Here is a 24,401-nt window from a genome sequence, read left to right as displayed (position 1 = left end):
AGCAGACACACGCGCCCGTGTGACTGTCCTGTCGCCGATCCGTGGAGGAGGCCCGCAGCGTGACCCAGTCCCTGCCGCAGCCGTCCTCCTCCGCCGTGCCCGAGCACCCGGTGCTGACCGCGCTGGACGCGATCGAGACCGCGTTGGTCTCGGTCGTCCAGGTCAACCCGGCGTTCATGCGCACCGAGACCAAGGCCCTCGCCCTGAGGAGGCTCGCACGGGCCGAGGCGCAGGTGGTCGAGCTGCGGATGCGGATCATGGCCGACGCGGACGACGTGGCCGCAGACGTCGCAGCCCGGGACGTCGCGGGGTGGTACTCCCAGGCCACCCGCACCGAGACCGCTGCGGCCAAGGCCGACGCCGGGCTCGCAGCCGACCTCGACCGCCGGTGGACAGCAGTGGCCGCGGCGATGAGGACCGGGGACGTGTCGCTGGCCCAGGCGCGGACGATGGCCCGCTCGCTCCAGGGGCTGGCGCCGTGGGTCGACGCCGAGGTCCTCGAGAAGGCGGAGGCCCACCTGGTCGCCCTCGCTGCGGACCACGGCCCGCGACAGCTGGCCGCGCTCGGCCGCAAGATCCTCGAGGTCGTGGCCCCCGAGGTCGCCGAGGAGGTCGAGGCCCGTCGCCTGGCCGCGCTCGAGACCGACGCCGAGGAGGGCGCGACCCTGCGGCTGCGCCGCAAGGCCGACGGGCGCATCGCGTTCACCGGCGAGATCGACGAGGTGTCCGGCACGCGGTTCGCGGTCTACCTCGAGGCCTTCACCAACCCGCGCAAGGCCAGCACGCTCGACCCGACCGACGGTGCCAGCGGCGACGACGGCACCCTGACCAGCCACCCCGACCCGGTCCAGCGGCTCCCGCGCCCGCGTCGGCTGGGGCAGGCGTTCTGCACGTTCCTCGAGACCGTCGACCCCCAGCGGCTGCCCGTCCACGGCGGCAACGCCACCCAGATCGTCGTCACGATCGACTACGACGCGCTGTGCAAGGAGCTCGGCACCGCCGAGGTGCTCACCACCGCCGCGATCCCCGGCGGCCTCGTCGACGGCGTCTCCGCGACGAGCAACCAGCTCACGGCCGCGCAGACCCGGCGCCTGGCCTGCAACGCCCAGATCCTCCCCGTCGTCCTCGGCGGCAAGTCCCAGATCCTCGACTATGGCTACAACCGGCGGCTGTTCTCACCGGCCCAGCAACGAGCCCTGCTCCTGCGCGACCGGACCTGCCGCGCCGAGGGCTGCGACGTCCCCGGCACCTGGGCGGAGGCCCACCACTGGCTCCCGTGGGGCCGGTTCGGCAAGACCGACATCGACAACGCCGTCCTGCTCTGCAGCCACCATCACCACCGCGCCCACGACGACCGCTACCTCGCCGTCCGGCTGCCCAACGGCGACGTCCGCTTCAACCGCCGCAGATAGGCCGACCTGACCCGGGGCGTCCACCCATCTCGACGTCACCGTCCGAGCGACGATGCTGCTCGTCGCCGCACAGCACGTCGTCAACGACCGAGCACGGAGGTGCCTCGTGTACGTCCCGCCCTTCAACGCCATGGACGAGGAGGATCGGATGCGTGCGTTCGTCGCCCAGAGCGGCGCGGCGCAGCTGGTCACGGTCGGCGCCGACGGCTACCCCGTGGCGACGCTGCTCCCGATCATCTGGAGCGGGACGCGTCGTCCCCACCTGGAACTACTCAGCCGTCGAGCTCAGGGCACCGTCGAGGTCTTCCACGACGTCCACCGGTTGCGCGAGGCCGTCACCCGGCTCACGGCCAAGCTGAGCCAGAACCGTTCGTCCGCCGACCAGGACGGCGTCGTCGCCGGGCTGCTCGCGGAGCCGGACGCCGCCAGCCACGCGGTGGCCGAGGAGATGCGGGCTGGGCCGCCAGGATTCACGCCAACGTCGCGAGGTCGGTGTTGGCACCACACACCACGAGCGCGACCTTCTCGCCCTCGGCCGGGACGTAGCCGCCGGAGGTGAGGGCGGCGTACGCCGTGGCAGCGCCGGGCTCTGACGGGAGGCGGAAGTCCTGCCACAGGCGGGTGCGGGCCCGGAGGATCTCGTCCTCGGTGACCAGGACCGAGACGGGCGCTTCGGCCCGGGTGGCGGCGAACGCCAGCTCGCCGAGGCGGCGTGCGCCGAGGGAGTCGGCTGCCACGCCGCCGACCTCGACGTCGACCGGTTCGCCGGCGGCCAGGGCGGCGTGCAGGGTCGGGCAGCGCTCGGGCTCGACGGCGACCATGCGGGCCCGACCGAGCGCGGAGGCGGCGATGCCGGCGTACAGCCCTCCACCGCCGACCGCGACGACGATCGTGTCGATGCCCGGCTCGTCCTCGAGGATCTCCTCGGCGATCGTGCCCGCACCGGCCGCGACCTCGAGCTGGTCGTAGGCGTGCAGCAGCACCGCCCCGTGCTCCTCGGCGAACCGCACCGAGGCCAGGTGCGCCTCGGCGAACTCAGCGCCCACGGGTCGCACCTCGGCGTCGTAGGCCCGGATGCGGTCGACCTTGACCTGCGGCGCCGCCTCGGGCACGAACACCGTGCACCGCACGCCGAGCTCGCGCGCGGCGAAGGCCTGCGCCAGGCCGGCGTTGCCACCGGAGGCGATGACCACCCCGCCCCCGCCGATCTCGCCGGCCTCGAGCCCGGCGAGCTGGCGGTTGAACGCGCCACGGGTCTTGAAGACGCCGCAGTGCTGGAGGAGCTCGCACTTCATCCAGACGGAGTCCCGCTGCGCCGGCGGCAGCAAAGGCGTACGACGGACCCGGCCGTCGATGCGACGGGCGGCGTCGAGCACGTCCTGGCGGGTGACCCTCACGCGTCGCGGTAGCGCAGGGCCTGCGCGGCCCGGGTGCCGACCTCGTCGACGCCGGCCGGCTCGGCGCCCTTGGTCCAGTCCTCGGGGTCGGCGGCGTACTGCGTGCCGTAGGCCGCGGTGTCGCGCTGGATGCGCCAGCCCTCGGCGAGCGGGCCGAGGTCGAGGGCGTCGTAGCCGAGCTCGTCGAGCAGCTCGGTGACGTTCTTCTTGGCGTCCGCGTCGTCGCCGGCGATGGCCAGCGCGCTGCGGTCCTCGGCGCCCGAGGGACGAGCGAGCGTCGCGAGGTGCTGGAAGAAGATGTTGTTGAAGACCTTCACCACGTGGCTCTCGGGCAGGTGCGCCTGCAGCAGCTCGGAGGTGGTGGTCGACTCGTCCTCGAGCTCGGCGATCTCGCCGTCGCGCTGCGGGTAGTAGTTCATGGTGTCGAGCACGGTCTTGCCGCGCAGCGGCTCGACGGGCACGTCGCGGTAGGCCTTGAGCGGGATCGTCACGAGCACGACGTCGCCGGCCTCGGCCGCCTCCTCGGCGGTGGCGGCGCGGGCGTGGTCGCCCAGGCTCTCGACCAGGTCGGTCAGGGTCTCGGGACCCCTGCTGTTGCTGAGCACCACGTCGTGTCCCGCGTCGATCGCCAGGCGCGCGACCGTGGTGCCGATGTTGCCGCTTCCGATGATTCCCCAGGTGGTCATGAGGTGTGGAACACCCAGGCCCAGGGCGTCATTCCTCGGGCGCCACCTCGACGAGGTCAGGAGGCGGTCGGCCGGCTGCACGACGTACGCCATGGAGGGATGGGACGCCCGGCCGACGGGCAAACCGCTGGCGCCGGCCGCCCGTGACCCGTAGGACTGAGCCATGGCCTGCTCCGTCTCGCACACCACCATCGACTGCCTGGACGACCGCGCATCCACCTCGACGTGCGCCCCCGGGAGCGGACGCGCGACGAGGAGGTGACTGCGCTCCTGGCGTACGGCGCCTTCCTGCACGCCGACCACCGCGGCATCTGCGGACCCGGCAGCGGATGGGTGACGCTGGCCGACCCCGAGGGCAACCTGTTCTGCGTGCTGAGGTCCGAGGCGGAGCTCTGAGGCGCGCCGGTTAACGTCGGGACATGGCATACCGCGCGGCCGAGGACCGCTACGACTCGATGGACTACCGCTTCACCGGGCGGAGCGGCCTGAAGCTCCCGGCGATCTCGCTCGGGCTGTGGCAGAACTTCGGCACCGACCGGCCCGAGAAGACCCAGCGCGCGATCCTGCGGCGGGCCTTCGACCGCGGTGTCACGCACTTCGACCTGGCCAACAACTACGGCCCGCCCTACGGCCGCGCGGAGGAGAACGTCGGCCGCTACCTCGCCGAGGACTTCAAGGGCCTGCGCGACGAGCTGGTCATCTCCACCAAGGCCGGGTGGGACATGTGGCCGGGTCCCTACGGCCAGGGCGGCGGGTCGCGGAAGTACGTCCTCGCCTCGCTCGACCAGTCGCTGAAGCGGATGCAGCTGGACTACGTCGACATCTTCTACAGCCACCGGTTCGACCCGGAGACGCCGGTCGAGGAGACGATGCGGGCGCTGGACACCGCGGTGCGGTCCGGCCGCGCGCTCTACGCCGGCATCTCGTCGTACTCGGCGGCGAGGACGCGCGAGGCCGCCACGATCGCCCGTGAGCTCGGCACGCCGCTGCTCATCCACCAGCCGTCGTACTCCATGCTCAACCGCTGGATCGAGGCGCCCACCGACGGTGGCCAGAGCCTGCTCGACGAGCTCGAGGAGCAGGGCATGGGGTGCATCGTGTTCACCGCTCTCGCCCAGGGCCTGCTCACCGACCGCTACCTCGAGGGCGTGCCCAAGGACTCGCGCGCCGCCCGCGAGGACTCGACGCTCGCAGGCCTCGAGGACGACGTCCTCGACCGCGTCCGTGCGTTGAACGAGATCGCGAAGCGTCGCGGGCAGAAGCTCGCCCAGCTCGCCCTCCAGTGGGCGCTGCGCGACCCGCGCGTCACGAGCGCGGTCATCGGCGCCTCTTCTGTCGAGCAGCTCGACACCAACCTCGACGCCCTCGACGCGCCGCCGCTCACCCAGGAGGAGCTCGACGAGATCGACCGGCACGCGGTCGACTCGGGCGTGAACCTGTGGGCCAAGCAGACCGAGGAGTGACCGACCCGGTCGAGACCGCGCTGCTGATCACGGTCCCCGCCGCAGAGCCGGTCGTCGGCCGGCACCGGAGCCGCCTGGACCGTGCCGCTCGCGTGGGCGACCCCGCGCACGTGACCGTCGTCTTCCCCTTCGTGCCGTTCGCGGCGCTGCGCGAGGCCGACCTGGCAGCCCTGACCGACGTGGCGCGGGCGGTCCCGGCGTTCACCCTCCACCACCACACGGTCGAGGACCTCCGGGTCGCGGAGACGGCGGTCGTCCGGCAGCTGCCGGTGACCCAGCGGGTCGAGGCGATCTCGCTGTGGGCGGGGCCGTCGCTGCTCACCGAGGAGCCCGGCTGGCGTCAGGTCGGGTCGTTCCCGCTGGGCAGAGCTCGACCGGCGGGACTGCTCGACGTACCGGTCGGCAGCGACCACCGCAGCTGGTCACACCCGAGTGACACCAGGGGCTGGTGCGCTCACCCGACCGGGTGGACACTGGCCCCCATGAGCGACACCCTCGGTGCGCATCTCGCGCGCGCCATCGCCGACAAGGACGAGTCCGGGATGCGGGCGCTGCTCGCCCCCGAGGTGGACTTCCGGGGGCTCACCCCGGGACGCACGTGGGAGGGCAGCAGCCCCGACGAGGTCGTGGACACCGTCCTCGGCCACTGGTTCAAGGAGTCCGACCGCATCGTCGGCGACACCGTCACCGAGGGCGAGGTGGTCGGCGACACCGAGCGCGTGAGCTATCGCTTCGACCTCGAGAACGCCGACGGGTCGCACGTGGCCGAGCAGCAGGTCTACTACCGGAGCACGCCCGAGGGAGACCGCATCGGCTACCTGCGCGTCCTCTGCTCGGGGTTCCGGCCACGATGACCCAGCCGCCGGGCTACACCGTGCGCCCCGCCAACGAGGCGACCTGGGAGGACCTCCGAGTCCGTGTTCGGCGACCGCGGTCCGGGTCCGCGGTGCTGGTGCCAGCGCTACCGCCTCGGACCGGGCGAGTCCTTCGGCAGTTTCCCCGCGGAGGAGCGGGCAGCCCGGCTGCGCGACCAGACCAGCTGCGGCGACCCCGGCGCCGGCACCACGTCCGGGCTCGTGGCCTACGACGTGGCCGAGCCGGTCGGGTGGTGCGCGGTCGCCCCGCGCTCGTCGTACGACGGGCTGGTGCGGGTCTTCCGCGTGCCCTGGGAGGGCCGTGACGAGGACCGCGAGGACGACTCGGTGTGGGCGGTGACGTGCCTGTTCGTCCGGTCCGGTCGGCGCCGGCGCGAGGTCAGCCGTGCTCTCGCCGCGGCGGCCGTCGAGCACGCCCGGGCCGGCGGGGCACGGGCGATCGAGGCCTACCCGCTCACGCGCACCGACGTGATCAGCGAGGAGCTGCACGTCGGGACGGTCGCGACGTTCGCCGCGGCCGGGCTGGCCGAGGTCGCCCGGCCCGGGTCGCGCCGGGCGGTCATGCGCCTCGACCTCTGAGCGACCGCACCGCCTCGAGCATCTCGGCCACCGACCCCGACGGGTCGGTGATCGGCATCTGCACGTGGCGCACGACGCCCTCGTCGTCGAGCAGCAGGCTCTGCCGCTTGTAGCGCTCGCCGCTTCCGCGGCGCGGAAGACCGGCACGGGTTCGAGTTCGGCGGATCCGGTTCGAGTACGGCGGATGCGGACACCTCTGGGCGGCGTACTCGTGTCGGGAGCCGCCGAACTGGTCCCCGATCCGCCGAACTCGTCGCCGCCTCGCGGCCACCGGGGCAGGGGTCCGTGACCCACGGCGCGGAGCCCGAACACTGGCGCCACTGTCAGCGCTGGTGGCGCAGGAACTGCCCGAAGTGCGGCACCGTGAAGGCGACCGAGCCGCGCTCGGCGGAGTAGATCAGGCCCTTCTTGATCAGCCCGTCGCGGGCCGGCGACAGCGACTGCGGCCGACGGCCGAGCGACTTGGCGATGTCGGCGGTGGTGACCCGGTCGGGGGCACCGGGCTCGGCCCCGAGGTCGGCCATCGTGCGCATGTAGTCGCGCTCGGCCGGGGTGGCCCGGTCGTAGCGCGAGCCGAAGAAGCCGACCGCCAGCTCGGCCTCGGCCTCGGGCGAGGCCGCCGCCACGTCGTCGGGGCGGATCGGGCTGCCGACCGCGACGTCCCAGGTGACCTTGCCGTAGGCCTGCACGAAGTAGGGGTAGCCGTCGGTCAGCTCGTAGAGCGCGTCGAGCGCCTCGGGCTCGTAGGCGACGCCCTCCTCGGCGGCGGGCACGAGCCAGGCCCGGTCGGCCATCTCGCGCGGGAGCCGGTCGACCGAGACGTAGCGGAACAGCCGCTCGGCGTAGGACTTCGACGCCGACAGCACGACCGGCAGGTGGGGCAGCCCGGCGCCGACGACCACGAGCGGGGCGCCCTGCTGGCTGATCTCGTGGACCGCGCCGCAGATCGCCGCCAGCTCCTCGGACGCGATGTCCTGCATCTCGTCGACGAACAGGCCGATGCCCACGCCCAGGTCGCGACCGAGCTCGGCGACGTCGGAGAACAGCTCGACCAGGTCGAGCTCGAGGTCACCGGAGTCGGCGCGGCCACGGGCGGCGGGGACGTCGGTCGGCGGCTGCCAGCGCACGCCCTTGCGGTCCTTGAGCTCGGTCTTGAGCGCGAAGGCCTTGAGCACGCTCGCGACCTCGTCGACCCGGTCGGGGTCGCGGTGCCGGTGGGCGACCTCGCGGACGGCGGCGTGGGTGGCCTGGGCGATCGGCAGCCGGATCGACTGGTCGGGGCGGGCCTCGATCTTGCCGGTGCCCCAGGCGCGCTTGACCGCCTGGCTGCGCAGGGCGTTGAGCAGCACGGTCTTGCCGACGCCCCGCAGCCCGGAGACGACCATGGACCGCTCCGGGCGCCCGGCGGCGACCCGCTCGAGGGTCACCTCGAACTGCTGCAGCTCCCGGTCGCGGCCGGCGAGCTCGGGCGGGCGCTGGCCGGCGCCGGGGGCGTAGGGGTTCCTGATCGGGTCCACGATCAGACGGTATGGCGCGCTCTAGCGCGATCCGTAGATTTGGCTAGCGAGCGTGATCGTGTCGCAGCGCTGCGACTCGCGAGGGATCGCTAGGCATGTCTAGCCCCAGCGCTAGACATCGCCAGCGGACGGGAGATCCCCCTCGAGCCCCGCCTGCAGGGCGGCGATCAGCGTGGGCACCTCGCTCACCCGGAGCCGGAAGGTGCCGGTGCACCGGCCCTCGCGCCACAGCGACAGCACGACGAGGTCGACCTCGCGGTGCCAGGTCAGGCGCAGCGTGCGCTGCTCGCCGCGGTCGTCGAGGAAGAGCTCCCCGGACCGTGCGGACGCGATCTGCGTCCCGATCCCCTGCGCGCCGGCCATGGCCCATCGTCGCCCACGGACCTGGCCCCTGACCAGCCCCCGGCTGAGCGGGCCCTGTGGGGACGACAAGCGTTCGGCAACCGGTCCCCAAGCGCCGGGGGCGACGGTGTGCCCGTCCCGACCGGGACGAGACCGATCCACCCACCCCACACCCGAGGAGCACACCATGATCACCATCGAGCACCTGCAGGGCTTCCTGTCGATGCACGCCGGCTTCCGCGCCGAGTTCGGGCGTCTGGCCGAGGCCGCCCGGGCGCCGCGCGACGAGGCGCACGCCGCCCTCATCGAGGACCAGGTCGGCCTCGTCCTCGACATCCTCCACGCCCACCACACCCACGAGGACGTCCACGTCTGGCCGTTCCTCCTGCAGGCCGCACCGGAGGCCGCCGAGGACCTCGAGGCGCTGGAGTCCGAGCACGCGGTGCTCGACCCGCTGATCGCCCGGGCGAGCGACCGCAGCCTCCCGCTGCCCGAGCGGGCCGCCGACCTCGCCGCGCTGCACGCCCACCTCAACGCGCACCTCGACCACGAGGAGCGCACGGCGGTGCCGCTGATCCTCGCCCACTGGACGCCCGAGATGATGGAGCAGGACCGGCGCCAGGCGATGCAGGAGATCGGGCTGCGACGCACCCCCGTCGTGTTCGGCTGGATCTTCAGCTGCCTGACCGCGACCGAGCGGGAGGCCGCCCTGGCGCAGCACCCCGCCGTCGTGCGCGTCCTGCACCGGATGTTCTGGTGGCCGGCCCACCAGCGGCGGATGGTCGCGCTCTACGGCACCGCGGAGCCGGCGCTCCCCCTCCCGCCCAACCTCGCCGGCGCTCGCTGACGGGGGGTGGAGGAGACGACGCGGACGGCCGGGAGGGTGACCATCGGCCCGGGGCGCAGGGGTGCGCGGGTTCCTAGGATGTGCCGCGTGCGGCTCAACCTGCTCGGACCCGCTGAGCTCCTGCGCGCCGACGGCCCGGTGCCGATCGGCAGCCCGAAGGAACGCGCCCTCCTGACCCTCCTCGCTCTCCACGCCGACCGCGTGCTGCCCGTCGACACGCTCGCGGACCGGCTCTGGGGCGAGGACCAGCCCCGCTCTCCCAAGAGCGGCATCCAGGTCTACGTCTCCCACCTGCGGCGCGTGCTCGAGCCGGCGACCGGACCGCCGCAGGTGCTGGTCAGCTCCTACACCGGCTACGCGCTCATGACCGAGCAGCTCGACCTCGACCTGCGCGAGGCCGAGCAGCTGGTCGCCACCGGACGCCAGCTGGCCGGTGAGGACCGTGCGGCCGAGGCGCTGGCGGCGTACGACGCGGCGCTGGCCCTGTGGCGCGGCGAGGTCCTCGTCGACGTCCGCGACCAGGAGTGGGCCCGCGCGTCCGCCGAGCGGCTGGAGGACCTGCGCCGCTGCGCGGTGGAGGAGCGCGCCGCGATGCAGCTGCAGCTGGGGCGCCAGGCCGAGGCCGTGCCCGCCCTGGAGGAGCTCGTGGAGCAGGACCCGCTGCGCGAGCGCGCCTGGGAGCTGCTGGCCCGCGGCTACCACGCCTCCGCCCGGCAGGCCGACGCGCTCGGGGCGGTGCGCCGGGCCACGCAGGTGCTCGCCGAGGAGCTCGGGCTCGATCCCGGGCCCGCGCTGCGCGAGCTCGAGGCCGCCATCCTCCGTCAGGAGCTGGACCCGCCGACACCACCGGCCGCCCCACCCCCCGCCCCACCCGCCACCTCCCACGTGCCGCCTCACTCCGCACGTGCGCAGCACCGGCTGGTCGGCCGCGAGGACGAGCTGGTGACCCTGCTCGACCTGGTCCGCGGCGCGACGGCCGGGACCGACCCCAGCGCGCTCGTGCTCGGCGACCCCGGCGTCGGCAAGTCGGCGCTGGTCGAGGAGCTGGCGGCGCGCGCAGGGCTGCCCGTGCTGTGGGGCCGCAGCCCCGACCACGGCGCCGTCCCCCCGCTGTGGCCGTGGGAGCAGGTGCTGCGCGGTCTGGCCTCCCTGCGTCCCGAGGTCGAGGCGCCCGCCGAGGTCCGCGCCCTCATCGAGGGCACCCTGGTCACCCCCGAGGCCGGCGAGAGCGACGGGGCACGGCTGCGGTTCTACGACGCCGTGGTCGCTCACCTGGCCGCGACCGGACCTCTCCTGGTCGTGCTCGAGGACCTCCACGCCGCCGACGCCCCCACCCTCCGGCTGCTCGAGCACGCCGTCGCCGCCCGGGTCCCGGGCCTGGCGGTGGTCGGCACCGCGCGCAGCCACGAGGCCTCGGCGATGTCGTCGACGATGTCGCGGCTGGCCCACCTCGGCACCCGCCGTGTCGAGCTGGGCGGTCTCGGCGTGGACGACGTACACCGCCTGCTGGCGGACCTGGGCTGCGAGACCGGACCCGGTGGACCCGACGCCCCCGACGTGCTCGCCCGCACGGGTGGCAACCCGTTCCTGGTCACGCAGGTCGCTCTGTCCGGCACCGAGGTGCCGCAGGCGGTGCGCGACGTCGTCGCCCACCGGGTCGCCTCGCTCGGCGAGCAGGCCACGGCGGTGCTCGAGGCCGCGGCCGTCGTCGGCGACGAGGCGCAGGCCTGGGTGGTCGCCGAGGTCGCCGGCGTGCCGATGGTCGAGGCCGTCGAGGTGCTGGACGCGGCGGAGCGCGCCGGGCTCGTGCGCGCCTCGGGCTCGGGCGCGGGTGCCCTCACCGTGCGCTTCGCCCACAGCCTCCTGGTCGACGCCCTCCTCGCCCGCCGCAGCAGCGCGTGGCAGGCGCTGGCGCACGAGCGGTGCGCGGTCGCGCTGACCCGCGTCTTCGGCGACCGCGACGACCGCCACGCCGCCATCGCCCGGCACTGGGTCGCGGCCGCCGAGCTGGGCCCCGCGCAGGCCGCGGCCGCGGCCGAGTTCTGCGCCCGGGCGGCCCGGGCGGCGATGAACCGCCGGGCCGCGGAGGCCGCGGTCCCCCTGTGGCAGGAGGCGGTCGCCGCCGACGCGGTCGCCGGCGGCGACCCCGGCACGTCCTTCGAGCTGCTGCTCGGGCTGGCCGACGCCGCACACGCGGCCGGCCTGCTCGGCGACGCCCGGGAGGTCGTGGTCCGCGCCCTCGCGCTGGCGGACGAGCGCCACGACGCCGAGCAGGTCGTGCGGGCGCTCGACGCCTTCGCGGGGCACGGCGTGTGGATCCCGTTCCAGGACGCCGAGGAGGCCCAGCGGCTGGTCGCCCGGCTCGAGAGCGCGCTCGACCGGCTCCCTCCCGACTCCCCCGCCCAGGTGCTCGGGCGCGGGGTCCGCATGATGCTGTGGGGCGCGATCGGCGAGGAGGAGGCGGTCGCCGCGGACCTGCGGGTGCTGCACGCGGAGTCGCACGCGCTCGACCCCGACCTCTCACGGCGCGTCGCCTACCACGCCGTGGTGGCCTGCCGCGGTCCCGGCCTGGTCGAGGAGCGAGGGCTCGCGGCGCAGTGGCTGCGCGGCCTCGTGCGCGGGCACACGGTCCTCGGTGTCGTCGCCGACCTGCAGGCGACGACGTACGCCGCGGAGCAGGGCGACCTGGACCACGCGCGTCGCGTGGTGGCCGACCTCGAGCGGCGGACCGCGGACCTGCGCGACCCCACCCTGGCCCGGCAGGTCCTCTCCGCCCGGGTGGGCCTGATGATCAACGACGGGCTGCACGACGAGGCCTGGGAGCGCCTGGACGAGGCGGCTGCGGCGCCGACCCCGCTGGCGGAGTTCTTCGCCATCGACGAGTGGGGGCAGCGGGCTCACCTGCGCTGGGAGCAGGGCCGTCTGCACGAGCTGGCCGACGCGATGGACTACGGCCTCCAGGTGCTGGGGGTGACCGGCTTCGCCTACGCCCGCGGCCTGGCCCACCTCGAGGTGGGCGAGCCCGAGCCTGCCCGCGAGCTGGTCGCCGTCCCGCTTCCCCGCCGTGACTACACCCGCGCGTCGGCGACGGTCGTCCGGGCCGCGCTCGCGGTGGCGCTCGGTGACCGTGAGGTGCTCGAGGACTCGCGGCGCGTGCTCACGCCGCACGCCGGGCGGCTGGTCGTCACCGGTCAGCTCTCCGGCGTCTTCGGCGCCTACGACGGCATCCTCGGCGAGGTCTGCCTGGCCCTGGGCGACGTGGACGCGGCCCGCCGGCACCTGACCGCCGCGCTGGAGCTGCTCGAGCGCACGGGCAACGTGCAGTGGACCGCCCGAGCACGCACCGCGCTCGACGCCTGCTCCTAGACTCGGCCGCATGCCGGAGCTGCCCGAGGTGCACGCACTCGCCGCGGACCTGCGCACGCGCCTCGCCGGCCGTGCGATCGCCCGAGTCGACCTGGCCGCGTTCAGCGCCCTCAAGACCTACGACCCGCCGCTGTCCGCCCTGTCGGGAGCGATGGTCGACTCGGTCTCGCGCCACGGCAAGTTCCTCGACCTCGAGGCCTCCGGGCTGCACCTGCTGGTCCACCTGTCGCGGGCCGGATGGATCCGCTGGCGCGACGAGGTCCCCGCGCTCCCGCCCAAGCCGAGCTCCAAGTCGCCGCTGGCGGCGCGCATCGTGCTGGACGACGGCTCGGGGCTCGACATCACCGAGGCCGGGACCCGCAAGCGGCTGGCGATCTACGTCGTGAAGGACCCCCTCGAGGTGCCCGGCGTCGCCTCGCTCGGCCCCGACCCGATGACCGAGGACTTCACCGTCGACGAGCTCGCCGAGATCCTCCGCGGCCAGGGCCGCAGCCAGATCAAGGGTGTGCTGCGCCACCAGGGCACGATCGCCGGCATCGGCAACGCCTACAGCGACGAGATCCTGCACGCGGCCAGGATGAGCCCCTTCGCGCCGGCGTCCGGGATCCTGGAGGACCCCGAGAAGCTCCACGGCCTCTACACCGCGCTGCGCACCACCCTGGCCGACGCGGTCACCCGCTCCGAGGGCCTGCACGCCGCCGAGCTCAAGGGCGAGAAGAAGTCCCACCTCGCCGTCCACGGCCGCACCGGCCAGCCGTGCCCGGTCTGCGGCGACACGGTGCGCGAGGTGTCCTTCGCCGACTCCTCGCTGCAGTACTGCCCGACCTGCCAGACCGGCGGCAAGCCCTTGGCCGACCGGCGCACCTCGAAGTTCCTGAAATAGGGCTCAGACCGACTGGCGGGCACGGTAGGCCGCGGCGGCGTTGCGGTTGGTGCAGGTCGCCGAGCAGTAGCGCTTGGAGCGGTTGCGCGACAGGTCGAGGGCGAGCGCCTCGCAGGTCTCGTCGGCACAGACGGCCAGGCGGGAGTGCTCGTCGGCGCGGATCACGTCGAGCATCGCCATCGCGGTCTCGACCCGGATCCGGCGGGCCAGCGGCTCGTCGTCGCCGACAGCATGCAGGTGCCAGTCGAGCGCGTCGTGGCGGACCAGGCGCGGCACGGCCTGCTCCTCGGCGAGGATGCCGTTGACCAGCGCCACCGCCTCGTCGCGGGGCGCCAGGAGCAGGGCGCGCAGCTCGGGGCGCAGCTCGCGCACGGCGGCGAGCTCGGCCGCGGTGCCGTCGTGACGGCCGGTGTAGCCGTGGTGCGAGAAGAACGCCGCGAGCTCACCGGTCGTCGTCAGCGTCTCGGGCTCCTCCGCGGAGTTGACCAGCGCGACGGCTGCCCGGAGGGCGTCCTCGACGTCATGGGCGAAAGTCACGTTGACACCTTACGCGAGCGGGCCTACCGTCAGGTCCCATGAGCACGTTGACCCATGACGAGGTGACCCTCCCCGCACCCTCGGCCCTGTCGCGGGGCCTCGGGCTCGCGGTCGTCTCGGCGGCGAGCTTCGCCCTGTCGGGACCGCTGGCGACCGGGCTCATCCGCACGGGGTGGACCCCCGGGTCGGTCGTGCTCCTCCGCGTCGCGCTCGCGGCCCTGGCCCTCGCCCCGCTCGGGGTCCGGGCGATGCGCGGCCGCTGGGCGGTCCTGCGCGCCTCGTGGCGCCTGGTCACGGCGTACGGCGTGCTGGCGGTCGCGGGCGCGCAGCTGTGCTACTTCTCCGCGGTCGCCCGGATGGACGTCGGGCCGGCGCTGCTGATCGAGTACACCGCTCCCGCGGCCGTGGTCCTGTTCCTCTGGGCGGCGCACGGCGAGCGACCCGGCCGGCTCACCGTCGCCGGTGCCGTGATCGCCGCGGCCGGCCTGGTGCTCGTGCTCGACCTGCTGTCGGGGGCGTCCCTCGACCCGGTCGGGGTGCTGTGGGCGCTGGGCGCGATGGTCGGCGCCGCGTCGTACTTCGTGATCAACGGGCACGACGGCCTCGACCTCCCGCCGCTCGCCCTGGCGACCGCCGGGCTGGTCGTCGGCGCGGTCGTGCTCGGGCTCGCAGGCCTCGTGGGGGCGCTGCCGATGGGCGCCTCGACCGCGGCGGCCGACTACCGCGGCGTCGAGGTGGCGTGGTGGCTGCCGGTGCTCGCGCTCGGACTGGTGACCGCCTCCCTGGCCTACGCCTCCGGGGTCGCGGCCGGGCGGCTGCTGGGCTCGCGGCTCTCGTCGTTCGTCGCGCTGCTCGAGGTGCTCTGCGCGGTGCTGTTCGCCTGGCTGCTGCTGGGCCAGCTGCCCGGGGCCGTGCAGCTCGGCGGCGGTGCGCTCGTGCTCGCCGGCGTCGTGCTGGTCAAGCTCGGGGAAGGGCCCACCGCGGCTCCGGCACCTCCAGTGCTGCCGGCAGCAACCGTGTGAGGTAGGTCGAGCGCGGCACCTCCCCCACCCCGAGCGAGGCGAGGTGGGGGGTCGACCACTGCACGTCGAGCAGCCGGTCGGGCTCCCCGTCGCGCAGCAGGTCGACGAGCCCGAGGAGGGCGACCTTGCTCGCGTCGCGCGCGGTGTGGAACATCGACTCGCCCGCGAAGAGGCCGCCGAGGCAGACGCCGTAGAGCCCGCCCACCAGCTCGCCGTCCGACCACGCCTCCACCGAGTGGGCCAGGCCGAGCTCGTGGAGCCGGGAGTACGCCGCGACGAAGTCCCGGTCGATCCACCCGCCCTCACGAGCCGGGTCGGCGCACCCGAGCACCACCTCGGTGAACGCGGTGTCCAGGCGCACGTCGTAGCGTCGCGCGCTCTGTCGCAGCGACCGGGTCACGCGCAGGCCGTCCAGCGGGAGGACGCCGCGCTCGGCCGGCGACCACCACGTCGGAGGCGCGCTCCGCCGGCGGGCGCGGGGGTCGGGCATCGGGAAGAGGCCGAGGGAGTACGCGCGGACGAGGGTCTCCGGGGCGAGGTCCGCCCCCGCGCACACCAGGTCGCCCACACCCCCGTCGTCGAGGTCGGCGTCGAGGTCGAGGCCCGGGATCGCCCGCAGGTCGGGCAGGTCCCAGACGCACGCGGCCGCCAGGTCCGCCCACACCCCGCCACCCCTCTGCACGAGACCGATTGTGGCCCTCTTGGCGTTCCTGGGAAGACTGACCCCATGGGCATCCGCCGCAAGGTCATCGACGCCGTCGTCCCCGACGTCCACAAGGTCGCACCCAAGCTCAACCGCGGCTTCATCCACCAGACGCTCCTGCGCGCGATCAACGGCGTGGGTCCGCTGCCGTCCGCCGCTGCCGTCGCCGAGAAGCACCTGCGGGACAACGAGGGCGCGGTCGACCAGGCGGTCAACGACGTGGTCAAGACCCACACCGGCCTCGCGGCCGGTGAGGGCTTCGTGACCAACCTCGGGGGCCTCACCACGGCGCCGGCGACGATCCCGGCCAACATCGCCGGGCTGGCCCTGCTCCAGTGCCGGATGGTGGCCACGATCGCCCACCTGCGGGGCTACGACCTGTCCGACGGGCGCGTGCGCAACGCGATCCTGCTCTGCGTGCTCGGTGAGGACGCGGTCAAGCAGCTGGTCCGCAAGCGCCGCATCCCGGGCCGCCCCTCGGTGCTGGTCACCGCACCGGTCCACGACCCCGAGCTCGACGCGCTCGTCGCCGGCGAGGTCACCTCGGCGCTGATCAGTCGCGTCATCGGCAAGCGGGCGGCCGGCACCGTCATCCGTCGCGTGCCCGTCGCCGGCGGCGTGTGGGGCGCGAGCTCCGACGGGTGGAACACCTGGCAGGTCGGGAGGTACGCCGCGCGCGAGCTGATGGCGCGCCGGCACCCGCACTGAGGCCCGGGCTCACCCGTCCGCGGCGAAGCACCGTGCGGCGAACTCCGCGACCAGCAGGTTGACCCGCACCGGGTCACGGGCCTGCGGCACGTGGCCGGAGCCCACGAGCTCGACGTACTCCCCGCCGGTGAGCTCGGCGATCCGCCGTCCGCGCGACGGCGGGCTGATCAGGTCCTCGTCGCCGTGCAGGGCGAGCACCGGTGCGGTCAGCGACCGGCACCAGCCCTCCACGAGCTCGCGGCTCGGCCGCCTGGCCAGCGCCTCGGCGGCGAGCACCTCCGGCGTGGTCTCGAGCGCCCAGCCGACGCAGTCCTCGACCTGCTTGGTGGAGTGGGGCTCGGGGAAGCACCGGCCGAAGAAGAACCAGCAGAAGTCCTCGTGGTGCTCGCGCCAGTAGCCGGGGTCGTACTTCGCCCAGTGCTCGTCGGGGTCCTGCTCGACCAGAGGCACCCGTGACGGCGGCAGCCCCGACGGGTCCCCCTCCGCGACGCGCACCGCGTGCCCGTCGGTGAGCGGCACGGCCGCGCCGATCAGGACCACGCCCCGGACCCGCTCGGGGTGGAACGCGGCCAGCTCGAGGGCCCACGTGCACCCCTGGGAGAAGGCGACGACCACCGCCCGGTCGGTGCCGCTGGCGTCGAGCACCCGCACGGCGTGCCGGACCTGCTGGTCGTGGTCGTAGGCCGCCGGGTCGAGCGGACGGTCGGAGCCGCCGTTGCCCGGACCGTCGTAGGTCAGCACCCGCAGGTGGCGCGAGAGGTAGGGCACCTGCGCCTTCCACAGCCGCTTGTGCACGATCGTCCAGGTCGGGAGCAGCAGGACCGTGCGGTCCCTCCCACTCCCGACCTCGCCCCACACCTCGTGGTGGATCCGGACGCCGTCGCTCTCGTTGCGGGCCGAGACGTCCGGGGCGAGCGTCCTCACCGCGCGTCGTCCTGCCCGGGCTCGCCGGCCGGGTCGGTGAGCTGCCAGAAGGCGTTGACGACCTGCCACCGCGCGCCGGTGCGCACGAGGTGGAGGTACTCGCGGTACTGCGCGGACCGCACCACGGCGGCGGCGACGTCGTGGTGGACGTCGACCACGGTGACCTCGATCGGGTCGTCGGTGCGGTCCTCGACGCCCCCGCCGGCCCGGACGAGCTCGAGCATCCGCTCCTTGGTGGTCAGGCTCGGCGGCTGCGCCCCCACCTGCACGGCCGAGCGCTTCACCAGCGCGGGGTGCAGCGCCCGGTCCACCCGGGCCAGGTCGGCGGCGTACCACCCCTCGAAGTAGTCCAGGGCGGTGGCGCGCACCGCCTGCTCGTCGCTCGTGCGGTCGTTCACAGCAGCTCCTCCAGCATCCGGGCGGCGCGCACCGCGCCGTCGGTCTCGACCGGCCGCGAGGTGACCTCGTTGCCGACCTGGGCGACGATCGCCTCCGCGAGCCGGTGCGGGTCGGAGGCCTCCTCGAAGGGCGTGCACCGGCCGGCGCCGTAGTTGCGCAGGCGGTGCGGGACGTGGACGTTCTGCTCGAAGTGGTGCTGCAGCGGCACGTAGAGGAACGGCACCTCGGCCGCCGCGAGCTCCATCGTGGTCGTGAGCCCGCCCTGCACCACCGCGACGTCGGCGGCGGCCAGGTGGAGGTAGAGGTCGGGCACGTAGCCACGGACCTCGACGCCCGGGACCTCGGGCAGGCGCGACGGGTCGATCCGGGGGCCCGTGACCACCCAGAAGCGCAGCCCGGGCAGCAGGTCGCGCGCCGGCCCGACCGCGTCGAGCACCCGGCGCAGCAGGGGCTCCCCGACCCCGGAGCCGCCGACCGCGACCACGCAGAGGAGCTCGTCGGGGCCGACGCCCAGCTCCTCGCGGCACCGGGCGACCCTCTCGGCCGAGGGCGGGTCGAAGCCGGTGACGTAGCCGGAGAAGTCGAAGTGCTCGTGGGTCCACTCGCGGATGCCGGGCAGGCCCGGCCCGAACGACTCGTCCACGACGTCGTCCGGGTTGCCCACGAACACCTGGCGGTCACGGACCCGGCGGTGCCGCGCCCGCTGCTCGAGCATCTCGGCGTTGTAGTCGGCGGTCAGGAGCGCCTCGCGGGCCCCGAGGCCGGGCATCGGCAGCCAGCCGACGAAGTCGGTCATCCAGGCGAAGGCGAAGCGCTTGAGCTCGGGGTTCTCGTGCAGGAAGTAGTCGACGTCCCAGGACTCGTCGCCGACGACCAGGTCGTAGGCGGTCTCCTCGACCACGTCGTGGAACACCATGAAGTTGTTGACCAGGATCTCGTCCATGTCCCGGATCGCCTGGAAGACGTGGAGGTCGTGCTCGCCCGACTCGCCCTCGAGGTGGGCCGACTCGCCGGCCAGCCACGCCGACGCGGGGTGGACGTGCTCGCCGGCGTCCTCGAGCACGCGCGTGACCGGGTGCTGGGTGAGCCAGTCGACCCGGAGGTCGGGGTGGGCCCGCCTCAGCTCCTGGGCGATGGCGAGGTCGCGCCGCGCGTGCCCCAGCCCGATCGGCGAGGAGAGGTAGAGCACGCGGCGGGGCCGGCGGCCGGCCCGGGTCCACGAGCGCGTCATGCCTGAAGTCTCCTGCGCTCGCGACCCGGTGGCCAGGGGCCCGCCCGGCTCCGGCTCAGACCCCGGCGGGGACGCCCGCGGCGAGGGCCCGCACGTCCTCGGTGGTCAGCGGGTTGCCCGCGATGCCCCAGTCGCCGCTGGCGACCTCGCGCACGACGCACCACGTGACCGGGCGCATGTTCTCGCCCTCGATCTCGACCATGGCGTCGGTCAGGCGCGTGATGATCCGGCGCTTCTGCTCCGGGCTGAACACGTCCTTGATCACGTTGACCTCGATGAGCGGCATGGCGTCCTCCTGGTGGTTCGTCCGGCTGTCCGCCGGGTTCGGTCGATCGACCGAACGGGATCGTCGTACGCTAGCATTCGGTCGACCGACCGACAAGACCCCCCGACCTCCAGGAGTGGCGATGACCGCAGGGACGCGCGACCGGCTGATCGGGGCGGCCCGCGAGTGCCTGCTCACCGACGGCCACGCCCAGCTCTCGACGCGGCGCGTGGCCGACCGCGCGGGCGTGCCGTTGAGCCAGATCCACTACCACTTCGGCAGCCGTCAGGGCCTCGTGCTCGCCCTGCTCACGCACGAGAACACCCAACTGCTGGCCCGGCAGGCGGCGATGTACGGCGCCGACGCGCCGCTGTGGCAGCGCTACGACCAGGCCTGCGACTTCCTCGAGGAGGACCTCGCCTCGGGCTACGTGCGGATGCTGCAGGAGATGATCGCCGCCGGGTGGAGCGACGCGGCGATCGGCGCCGAGGTGACCCGCCTGCTGCGCGGGTGGTTCGACCTGCTCGAGCAGGTGGTCACCGAGGCGGCCGACGAGCTCGGCGACCTCGGCCCCTTCCGCCCCCGCACGATCGCCACCCTGGTCGGGCTGGGCTTCATGGGGGGCGAGTCGATGCTGCTGCTGGGCGGCGACTGGACCGACGACGTCCTCACCGCGCTCCGGGCCGTGGGGGCCTTCCTCCGGCCCGACCGGTGAGCGGTCAGCGACCCCGCGCCCGGCGGTAGGCCTTGAGCGCGAGGTGGGCGGTGCGGTGGGTCTCCGAGCGCCGCACGAGGGCGTGCTTGGCGCGGTGGAGCAGCCCGGCGGCGAGGTAGGCCTGGTCGCGCTCGTGGCGGGTGCTGTCGAGCTCCTGGTGGAGCCGCTCGACCTCCTCGCGCAGCTCGGCACCCTTCTGCAGCAGGGTCACGACCGCGTCCATCATCGGCTCGACGAGATCGGCGGGTCCCTGCTCGTCGGGGTCGACGAACCCGGTCGCGTCGGCGGTGTCGGGGCGCAGGTCCTCGAGCGAGCCGACGACGTCGTACTCCCTGGCCTCGAGCTCGGCGATCCAGCGGTGGGACAGGTCGGTGGCCCAGGTGCGCACGTCGGGCGGCAGGAACAGCCTCGGCGAGCCGCGGCGGTGCGCCAGCGCGCGGTGGGCGAGGGTCTCGCGGACCAGGTCGCGGTAGTGGTCGTTGGCGAGCACCCCGCCGTTGACCCGCTGGTTGATCGCGCGCACCAGCGCGGTCTCGGGAGCGCCGAGGCTGGGGTTGGCGCGCTCGGACTCGGAGGCCCAGGCCTGCGGGTCGAGGCCGAAGACGCCCGCGAACCTCTCCCACAGCAGCGACCGCGGCGACCCCGGCTTGGGGACCGTGACCACGTGGACGTGCTCGGGCGGCAGGGTGCCGCCCCACCGGCCGAGGATCGCGGGGACCTCCTGGACCCCCCAGAACCACGTCGCCACCTCGGTCTCGGGGACGTCCGCGGTGACCTGGTCGAGGAAGTCGCGGTAGGCGACGGTGCGCCGGTGCTTGACGTTCTCCTGCCACTCCGCCGGGATCTGGCGCACCAGGTCGCGAGCCGACAGCACCACGTGCACCTCGCGGTCGGCGCCGAACGACTCCAGCGCGAGCCGCACCTGCTCCACCGAGGCGCGGGCGAGGATCTCGTGGGACACGATGACGGTGTGGCCCTCCCAGGCCCGCACCTGCTGGGCCAGGCGGTCCCACGCCCCGACCGCCTGGTGCTCCAGCCCGCCCCAGCGCAGCTCCATCAGGTCGAGCGCGGCCAGGAAGTGGGCGTCGAACCGGTCGGCGGGATAGAGCACGCCCTGCGCCGCGAGCGCCTCGCGCTGCTGGAACAGCAGGTCCTGGACGAACGACGTGCCCGTCTTGGGGGTCCCGACGTGCAGGACCACGCGCCTCATCGGGGGTCCCGTCGCGCAGCCCGGCCGGGCAGCAGCAGCGCCGTCATGAGCGCGAGCACCTCCCGGGGGTCGAGCGAGTGGACGTCGCCCTCCGCGGGGGGTCGGGGGCGCAGCGACGCCAGGTCGCCGTCGACAGGGTAGCCAGCGCGGGTCAGCCCGTCGGTGATGCGTGCGGACCAGGCCTGGAGCCAGCGCAGCTGGGCGACCGGCACCCGCAGCTCGGCGGGGCCCGGGACCCCGATCGACCGGCCGAGGCCCTGCAGCCGCTCGCCCAGCCGGGCGGCGATCGCGGCCCGGTCGTCGCCACCGCGGTGCAGCACCAGCACCGCGTTGACCCGCCGCAGCACGTCGACCTCGAGCGCGCTCAGGTCACCGGCCGCGTCCACGCCGTGCCGCACCGTGACCTGCACCCGGTCGGCGCCGATCCGCTCGGCCCACCACAGCGCCACGCTCCGCGAGCGCAGCGAGGGGGGGAGCCGGTTGCTGCCCTGGATCTCCTGCACCCACCGCTCCCAGCGGCGCGCCGCCCCGGCCACGCTGCGGTCCTCCCACACCTCGAGGAGCCCCCGCTCCAGAGGGGGTACGACGACCAGCACGCGGTCGGGCAACGTGCGGCCGCCCCGCCACCTCAGCCGCGGGCGGTGCAGACGGGTCCCGCCCGCCGCGAGCTCGGCCCGCACCGCGGCCCGGCTGCGCGGCGGGCCCTCCACCCAGACCGAGGGGCCGGTCCGGGGCCGGGGCAGGCGGGTGGGCACCGCTCGCGTGCGCCGCCGGGGCGCGGCGGGCTCCTCGAGGAGCAGGTCGGCGATCACCCCCGCCGCCACCCGGAGCACCTCCTCCACGTCGAGCGAGCCGGGGTCGGTGGGTGGGGCGGACCGGTGGTGGAAGCCGTCGGCGGTCACCTGCCCCTCACCGGGCCAGCCCAGCGGCAGGTCGACCGGCCCGCGTCCGGGGGCCGGGCGGCGCAGGACCCGCAGGGCGAGGGACTCCTCGAGCGGCGCGCCCGCGGCCTCGACCAGCACCCGCAGCAGCTCGAGCTGCGCGGCGCCCGGGAGGGCGTCGAGGCCCACCGGCCGCCTCACGTCGTGCGCGACCGACTCCGGGGACTCCACCCAGGCTGCCCAGGCCGTCGTACCCCCGGCGAGGAGGTGGGCCACCCAGGACCAGGCCGCGCGCTCGAGCGGGTCGGTCACGGCCGGGACCGCAGGACTCACGCGTCCACCCGTGAGTCGCCGGTCCGCTCGCTGCCCTCGCTCACGGCGTGTCGCCCCGGAGCCGACGGGCGGCGCGGGCCAGCCGCGAGACCGGGCCCTGGTCGGGGTCGGGGCGCTCGGCCAGCTCCATGATCACGGTGACCAGGGCGTCCATCGTCGCGTCGCCGACCTTGCCCTGGCGGGGCTTGTCGGGGTCCTCCCAGGACGCGTCCGGGTCGGGCCGCCGGGGCCGCAGGTCCTCCAGGTCGCCGACGACGTGGATGCCGGACCCGCGCACCCACTCCATCCACTCCTCGGCGACCTCCTCGGCCCAGTCGAAGGCCGACGGGGGGAGCGTCACCTTGCGCTTGTCCTCGCGCAGGGCCAGCCGCTGGTGGACCACGAGCTCGCGGACGATCGCGCGGTAGGACTCGGAGTCGAGGTCGGCCGCCCGCAGGCGCCGGTTGAGGCGGCGCAGCATGATCGTCTCGTCGATGCCGACCGAGACGTTGGCGCGCTCGCTGTCCTCGGTCAGCCAGGCGGGGTCGAGCTCGAGCGCCTCGCAGTAGCGCGTCCAGAGCGTCCCGCCGGCCCGGCTCTGCGGGACGGTCACGAGGTGCACGCGGTCGGGCGACAGGCCCGAGCTCCAGCGGGTGAGCACGTCGGGCAGCGACTGGGCGCGCCAGAACCACATCCGCGGGTTGCGTCGCGGGGACTCCATCACCTGGCCCAGGAAGCGCCTGAAGGTGTGGACGCGGCGGTGCTTGACCGTCTCCTGCCACTCCGCGGGGATCTGCCGGGCGAGGTCGCGGGCGGAGAAGACCAGGTGCATCTCGGTCTCGGCCAGGTCGCGCATCGCCTTCTCGACCTGCTTGGGCTTGGCGCCGGCGAGGATCTCGTGGCTGATGATCGCCCGTCCGGGGGCGCGCCGCACCCGGCCCATGAGGGACTCCCAGTCGCCCCGCACGGCCTCGCGCTGACCGCCCCACGGGAGGTCGATCAGGTCGAGCGCGGCGCCGAACATGTCGGCCTTGAGGCCGATCGGGTAGGCCACGCCGTGGTCCTCGAGCGACCCGCGGTTGAGGGCCAGACGGTCCTGCAGGTAGGTCGTGCCCGTCTTGGGCGCACCTACGTGGAGGTGGACGACGTCGGCCATGCGCCGATTGTGTCAGTCGCCTCCGGGCTCCACCGACGAACCCAGGGCGCGCACCACCGCGCTGGGGCTCGGCCGGCCCAGCTCCCCCGCCATCCAGACGCTGGTGGCGACCAGCGCGTCGAGGTCGACCCCCGTCTCGACCCCGAGCCCGCGGAGCATCCACACCAGGTCCTCGGTGGCCAGGTTGCCCGTGGCCGACTTGGCGTAGGGGCACCCGCCCAGGCCGCCGGCGCTGGCGTCGTACGTCGTGATGCCGTGCTCCAGCGCGGCGTGCGCGTTGGCCAGGGCCTGGCCGTAGGTGTCGTGGAAGTGGACCGCGAGGAGGTCGTCGGGCACACCTGCGGCGTTGAAGGCGTCGAGCAGCGCGGTGACGTGGCCGGCCGTGCCGACGCCGATGGTGTCGCCGAGGGAGAGCTGGTAGCAGCCGAGGTCGAGCAGCCGTCGGCCGCTGTCGACCACGCGCTGAAGGTCCACAGCGCCCTCCCACGGGTCGCCGAAGCACATCGAGACGTAGGCGCGGACGTCGGCGCCCTCGGCGAGCGCGCGCTTGACCGTCGGCTCGAACATCGCGAACTGCTCGTCCCAGGACCGGTTGAGGTTGCGCTGGGCGAAGGTCTCGGTGGCGCTGCCGAAGATCGCCACGTGGCGCACGCCGGCCTCCAGCGCGCGGTCGAGACCGCGCTCGTTGGGGACCAGCACCGGCATCGTGCCGCGGTGGTCGACGATGGTGAGCAGCTCCTCGGCGTCGGCGAGCTGGGGCACCCACCTCGGGTGGACGAAGCTCGTCGCCTCCACCACCGGCAGCCCGGCCGCCTCGAGCCGGGCGATGAACTCCGCCTTGACGTGGACCGGGACGATCGCCTTCTCGTTCTGCAGCCCGTCGCGGGGGCCGACCTCGTAGATCGTCACGCGCTCCGGGAGCGCGGGGGCGCGGTGGACGGCAGGGAGGGTGGTGCTCACGCGACCAGCGT

General features: G+C 74.3%; 25 protein-coding genes. 11 read left to right on the top strand and 14 right to left on the bottom strand.

Annotation, left to right across the window (positions count from 1 at the left end; all coding sequences use genetic code 11):
* The first annotated feature begins 59 nt into the window (after positions 1–59).
* Positions 60–1,412: an HNH endonuclease signature motif containing protein gene (locus tag J2S63_RS10300; RefSeq protein ID WP_310301811.1), complete on the top strand. Its 1,353-nt coding sequence runs from the start codon at positions 60–62 to the stop codon at positions 1,410–1,412.
* A 470-nt stretch (positions 1,413–1,882) separates the two neighbouring features.
* Here J2S63_RS10300 and J2S63_RS10295 read toward each other — a convergent pair whose 3' ends face one another.
* Both J2S63_RS10295 and J2S63_RS10290 read right to left on the bottom strand, forming a co-directional pair.
* On the bottom strand, positions 1,883–2,809 hold the full coding sequence (locus J2S63_RS10295; RefSeq protein WP_310301810.1) for a threonine/serine dehydratase: 927 nt from the start codon (positions 2,807–2,809) through the stop codon (positions 1,883–1,885).
* Positions 2,806–3,588: an NAD(P)-binding domain-containing protein gene (locus J2S63_RS10290; RefSeq protein WP_310301809.1), complete on the bottom strand. Its 783-nt coding sequence runs from the start codon at positions 3,586–3,588 to the stop codon at positions 2,806–2,808. Before J2S63_RS10290 ends, J2S63_RS10295 begins: the two co-directional genes overlap by 4 nt.
* 63 nt (positions 3,589–3,651) lie before the next feature.
* Here J2S63_RS10290 and J2S63_RS10285 point away from each other — a divergent pair, with 63 nt between their 5' ends.
* The 4 genes from J2S63_RS10285 (at position 3,652) to J2S63_RS10270 (ending at position 6,412) form a co-directional block, all read left to right on the top strand.
* On the top strand, positions 3,652–3,891 hold the full coding sequence (locus J2S63_RS10285) for a VOC family protein (RefSeq protein ID WP_310306665.1): 240 nt from the start codon (positions 3,652–3,654) through the stop codon (positions 3,889–3,891).
* Positions 3,892–3,914: 23 nt separating this feature from the next.
* A complete protein-coding gene (gene mgrA / locus J2S63_RS10280) occupies positions 3,915–4,958 on the top strand; it encodes an L-glyceraldehyde 3-phosphate reductase (protein ID WP_310301808.1) in 1,044 nt (347 codons plus the stop codon).
* On the top strand, positions 4,955–5,812 hold the full coding sequence (locus J2S63_RS10275) for a 2'-5' RNA ligase family protein (protein WP_310301807.1): 858 nt from the start codon (positions 4,955–4,957) through the stop codon (positions 5,810–5,812). Before mgrA ends, J2S63_RS10275 begins: the two co-directional genes overlap by 4 nt.
* A gap of 63 nt (positions 5,813–5,875) precedes the next feature.
* Positions 5,876–6,412, top strand: a complete 537-nt coding sequence (locus J2S63_RS10270; RefSeq protein WP_310301806.1) for a GNAT family N-acetyltransferase — start codon at positions 5,876–5,878, stop codon at positions 6,410–6,412.
* Positions 6,413–6,735: 323 nt separating this feature from the next.
* Here the strand turns inward: J2S63_RS10270 and J2S63_RS10265 are convergent, their stop codons facing one another.
* Both J2S63_RS10265 and J2S63_RS10260 read right to left on the bottom strand, forming a co-directional pair.
* Positions 6,736–7,929, bottom strand: a complete 1,194-nt coding sequence (locus J2S63_RS10265; protein WP_310301805.1) for a DUF8462 domain-containing protein — start codon at positions 7,927–7,929, stop codon at positions 6,736–6,738.
* 111 nt (positions 7,930–8,040) lie between these two features.
* Positions 8,041–8,292 carry a hypothetical protein gene (locus tag J2S63_RS10260; RefSeq protein WP_310301804.1) on the bottom strand — a complete coding sequence of 84 codons (252 nt, stop codon included), beginning with the start codon at positions 8,290–8,292 and terminating at the stop codon, positions 8,041–8,043.
* Between the two features lie 166 nt (positions 8,293–8,458).
* On the opposite strand from J2S63_RS10260, the gene J2S63_RS10255 reads away from it, so the two are divergent.
* The 3 genes from J2S63_RS10255 (at position 8,459) to J2S63_RS10245 (ending at position 13,367) form a co-directional block, all read left to right on the top strand.
* Entirely contained in the window at positions 8,459–9,118 is a 660-nt protein-coding gene (locus J2S63_RS10255) for a hemerythrin domain-containing protein (RefSeq protein ID WP_310301803.1), read from the top strand.
* A gap of 87 nt (positions 9,119–9,205) precedes the next feature.
* A complete protein-coding gene (locus tag J2S63_RS10250; protein ID WP_310301802.1) occupies positions 9,206–12,484 on the top strand; it encodes an ATP-binding protein in 3,279 nt (1,092 codons plus the stop codon).
* A gap of 10 nt (positions 12,485–12,494) precedes the next feature.
* Positions 12,495–13,367, top strand: a complete 873-nt coding sequence (locus J2S63_RS10245; protein ID WP_310301801.1) for an Fpg/Nei family DNA glycosylase — start codon at positions 12,495–12,497, stop codon at positions 13,365–13,367.
* A 3-nt stretch (positions 13,368–13,370) separates the two neighbouring features.
* Here the strand turns inward: J2S63_RS10245 and J2S63_RS10240 are convergent, their stop codons facing one another.
* A complete protein-coding gene (locus J2S63_RS10240; RefSeq protein ID WP_310301800.1) occupies positions 13,371–13,904 on the bottom strand; it encodes a CGNR zinc finger domain-containing protein in 534 nt (177 codons plus the stop codon).
* Positions 13,905–13,942: 38 nt separating this feature from the next.
* Between J2S63_RS10240 and J2S63_RS10235 the strand changes: the two genes are divergently transcribed.
* Positions 13,943–14,926, top strand: coding sequence for an EamA family transporter (locus J2S63_RS10235; RefSeq protein ID WP_310301799.1), 984 nt, complete (start codon positions 13,943–13,945; stop codon positions 14,924–14,926).
* Here the strand turns inward: J2S63_RS10235 and aat are convergent.
* Positions 14,862–15,608 (bottom strand): leucyl/phenylalanyl-tRNA--protein transferase, encoded by a 747-nt coding sequence (gene aat, locus J2S63_RS10230; RefSeq protein WP_374725112.1) that lies wholly within the window; start codon positions 15,606–15,608, stop codon positions 14,862–14,864. The two genes, J2S63_RS10235 and aat, sit on opposite strands and share 65 nt — an antisense overlap.
* A 45-nt stretch (positions 15,609–15,653) precedes the next feature.
* On the opposite strand from aat, the gene J2S63_RS10225 reads away from it, so the two are divergent.
* Positions 15,654–16,337: an EcsC family protein gene (locus J2S63_RS10225; RefSeq protein WP_310301798.1), complete on the top strand. Its 684-nt coding sequence runs from the start codon at positions 15,654–15,656 to the stop codon at positions 16,335–16,337.
* 9 nt (positions 16,338–16,346) lie between these two features.
* Here J2S63_RS10225 and J2S63_RS10220 read toward each other — a convergent pair whose 3' ends face one another.
* Genes J2S63_RS10220 through J2S63_RS10205 form a run of 4 tightly spaced genes read right to left on the bottom strand, consistent with a single transcriptional unit; the run spans position 16,347 to position 19,177 of the window.
* Positions 16,347–17,261, bottom strand: a complete 915-nt coding sequence (locus J2S63_RS10220) for an alpha/beta fold hydrolase (protein ID WP_310301797.1) — start codon at positions 17,259–17,261, stop codon at positions 16,347–16,349.
* Positions 17,258–17,659: a nuclear transport factor 2 family protein gene (locus J2S63_RS10215; RefSeq protein WP_310301796.1), complete on the bottom strand. Its 402-nt coding sequence runs from the start codon at positions 17,657–17,659 to the stop codon at positions 17,258–17,260. The genes J2S63_RS10220 and J2S63_RS10215 overlap by 4 nt, the downstream gene beginning before the upstream one ends.
* On the bottom strand, positions 17,656–18,891 hold the full coding sequence (locus J2S63_RS10210; protein ID WP_310301795.1) for a glycosyltransferase: 1,236 nt from the start codon (positions 18,889–18,891) through the stop codon (positions 17,656–17,658). The genes J2S63_RS10215 and J2S63_RS10210 overlap by 4 nt, the downstream gene beginning before the upstream one ends.
* Positions 18,892–18,946: 55 nt before the next feature.
* Positions 18,947–19,177 carry a tautomerase family protein gene (locus tag J2S63_RS10205; RefSeq protein ID WP_310301794.1) on the bottom strand — a complete coding sequence of 77 codons (231 nt, stop codon included), beginning with the start codon at positions 19,175–19,177 and terminating at the stop codon, positions 18,947–18,949.
* A 121-nt stretch (positions 19,178–19,298) separates the two neighbouring features.
* On the opposite strand from J2S63_RS10205, the gene J2S63_RS10200 reads away from it, so the two are divergent.
* Positions 19,299–19,871 (top strand): TetR/AcrR family transcriptional regulator, encoded by a 573-nt coding sequence (locus J2S63_RS10200; protein WP_310301793.1) that lies wholly within the window; start codon positions 19,299–19,301, stop codon positions 19,869–19,871.
* A gap of 4 nt (positions 19,872–19,875) precedes the next feature.
* On the opposite strand, the gene J2S63_RS10195 is transcribed toward J2S63_RS10200, so the two are convergent.
* The 4 genes from J2S63_RS10195 to J2S63_RS10180 form a co-directional block, all read right to left on the bottom strand.
* Positions 19,876–21,081 carry a hypothetical protein gene (locus J2S63_RS10195; protein ID WP_310301792.1) on the bottom strand — a complete coding sequence of 402 codons (1,206 nt, stop codon included), beginning with the start codon at positions 21,079–21,081 and terminating at the stop codon, positions 19,876–19,878.
* Positions 21,078–22,274 (bottom strand): hypothetical protein, encoded by a 1,197-nt coding sequence (locus tag J2S63_RS10190; RefSeq protein WP_310301791.1) that lies wholly within the window; start codon positions 22,272–22,274, stop codon positions 21,078–21,080. The genes J2S63_RS10195 and J2S63_RS10190 overlap by 4 nt, the downstream gene beginning before the upstream one ends.
* Before the next feature lie 61 nt (positions 22,275–22,335).
* Complete coding sequence (locus J2S63_RS10185) at positions 22,336–23,430, bottom strand: hypothetical protein (RefSeq protein ID WP_310301790.1); 1,095 nt, start codon at positions 23,428–23,430, stop codon at positions 22,336–22,338.
* 12 nt (positions 23,431–23,442) lie between these two features.
* Entirely contained in the window at positions 23,443–24,390 is a 948-nt protein-coding gene (locus tag J2S63_RS10180; RefSeq protein ID WP_310301789.1) for a hydroxymethylglutaryl-CoA lyase, read from the bottom strand.
* Positions 24,391–24,401 lie beyond the last annotated feature (11 nt).

The organism is Nocardioides marmoribigeumensis, assembly GCF_031458325.1.
Classification (GTDB): domain Bacteria; phylum Actinomycetota; class Actinomycetes; order Propionibacteriales; family Nocardioidaceae; genus Marmoricola_A; species Marmoricola_A marmoribigeumensis.
This window is presented reverse-complemented; position numbering and strand designations above follow the sequence as displayed.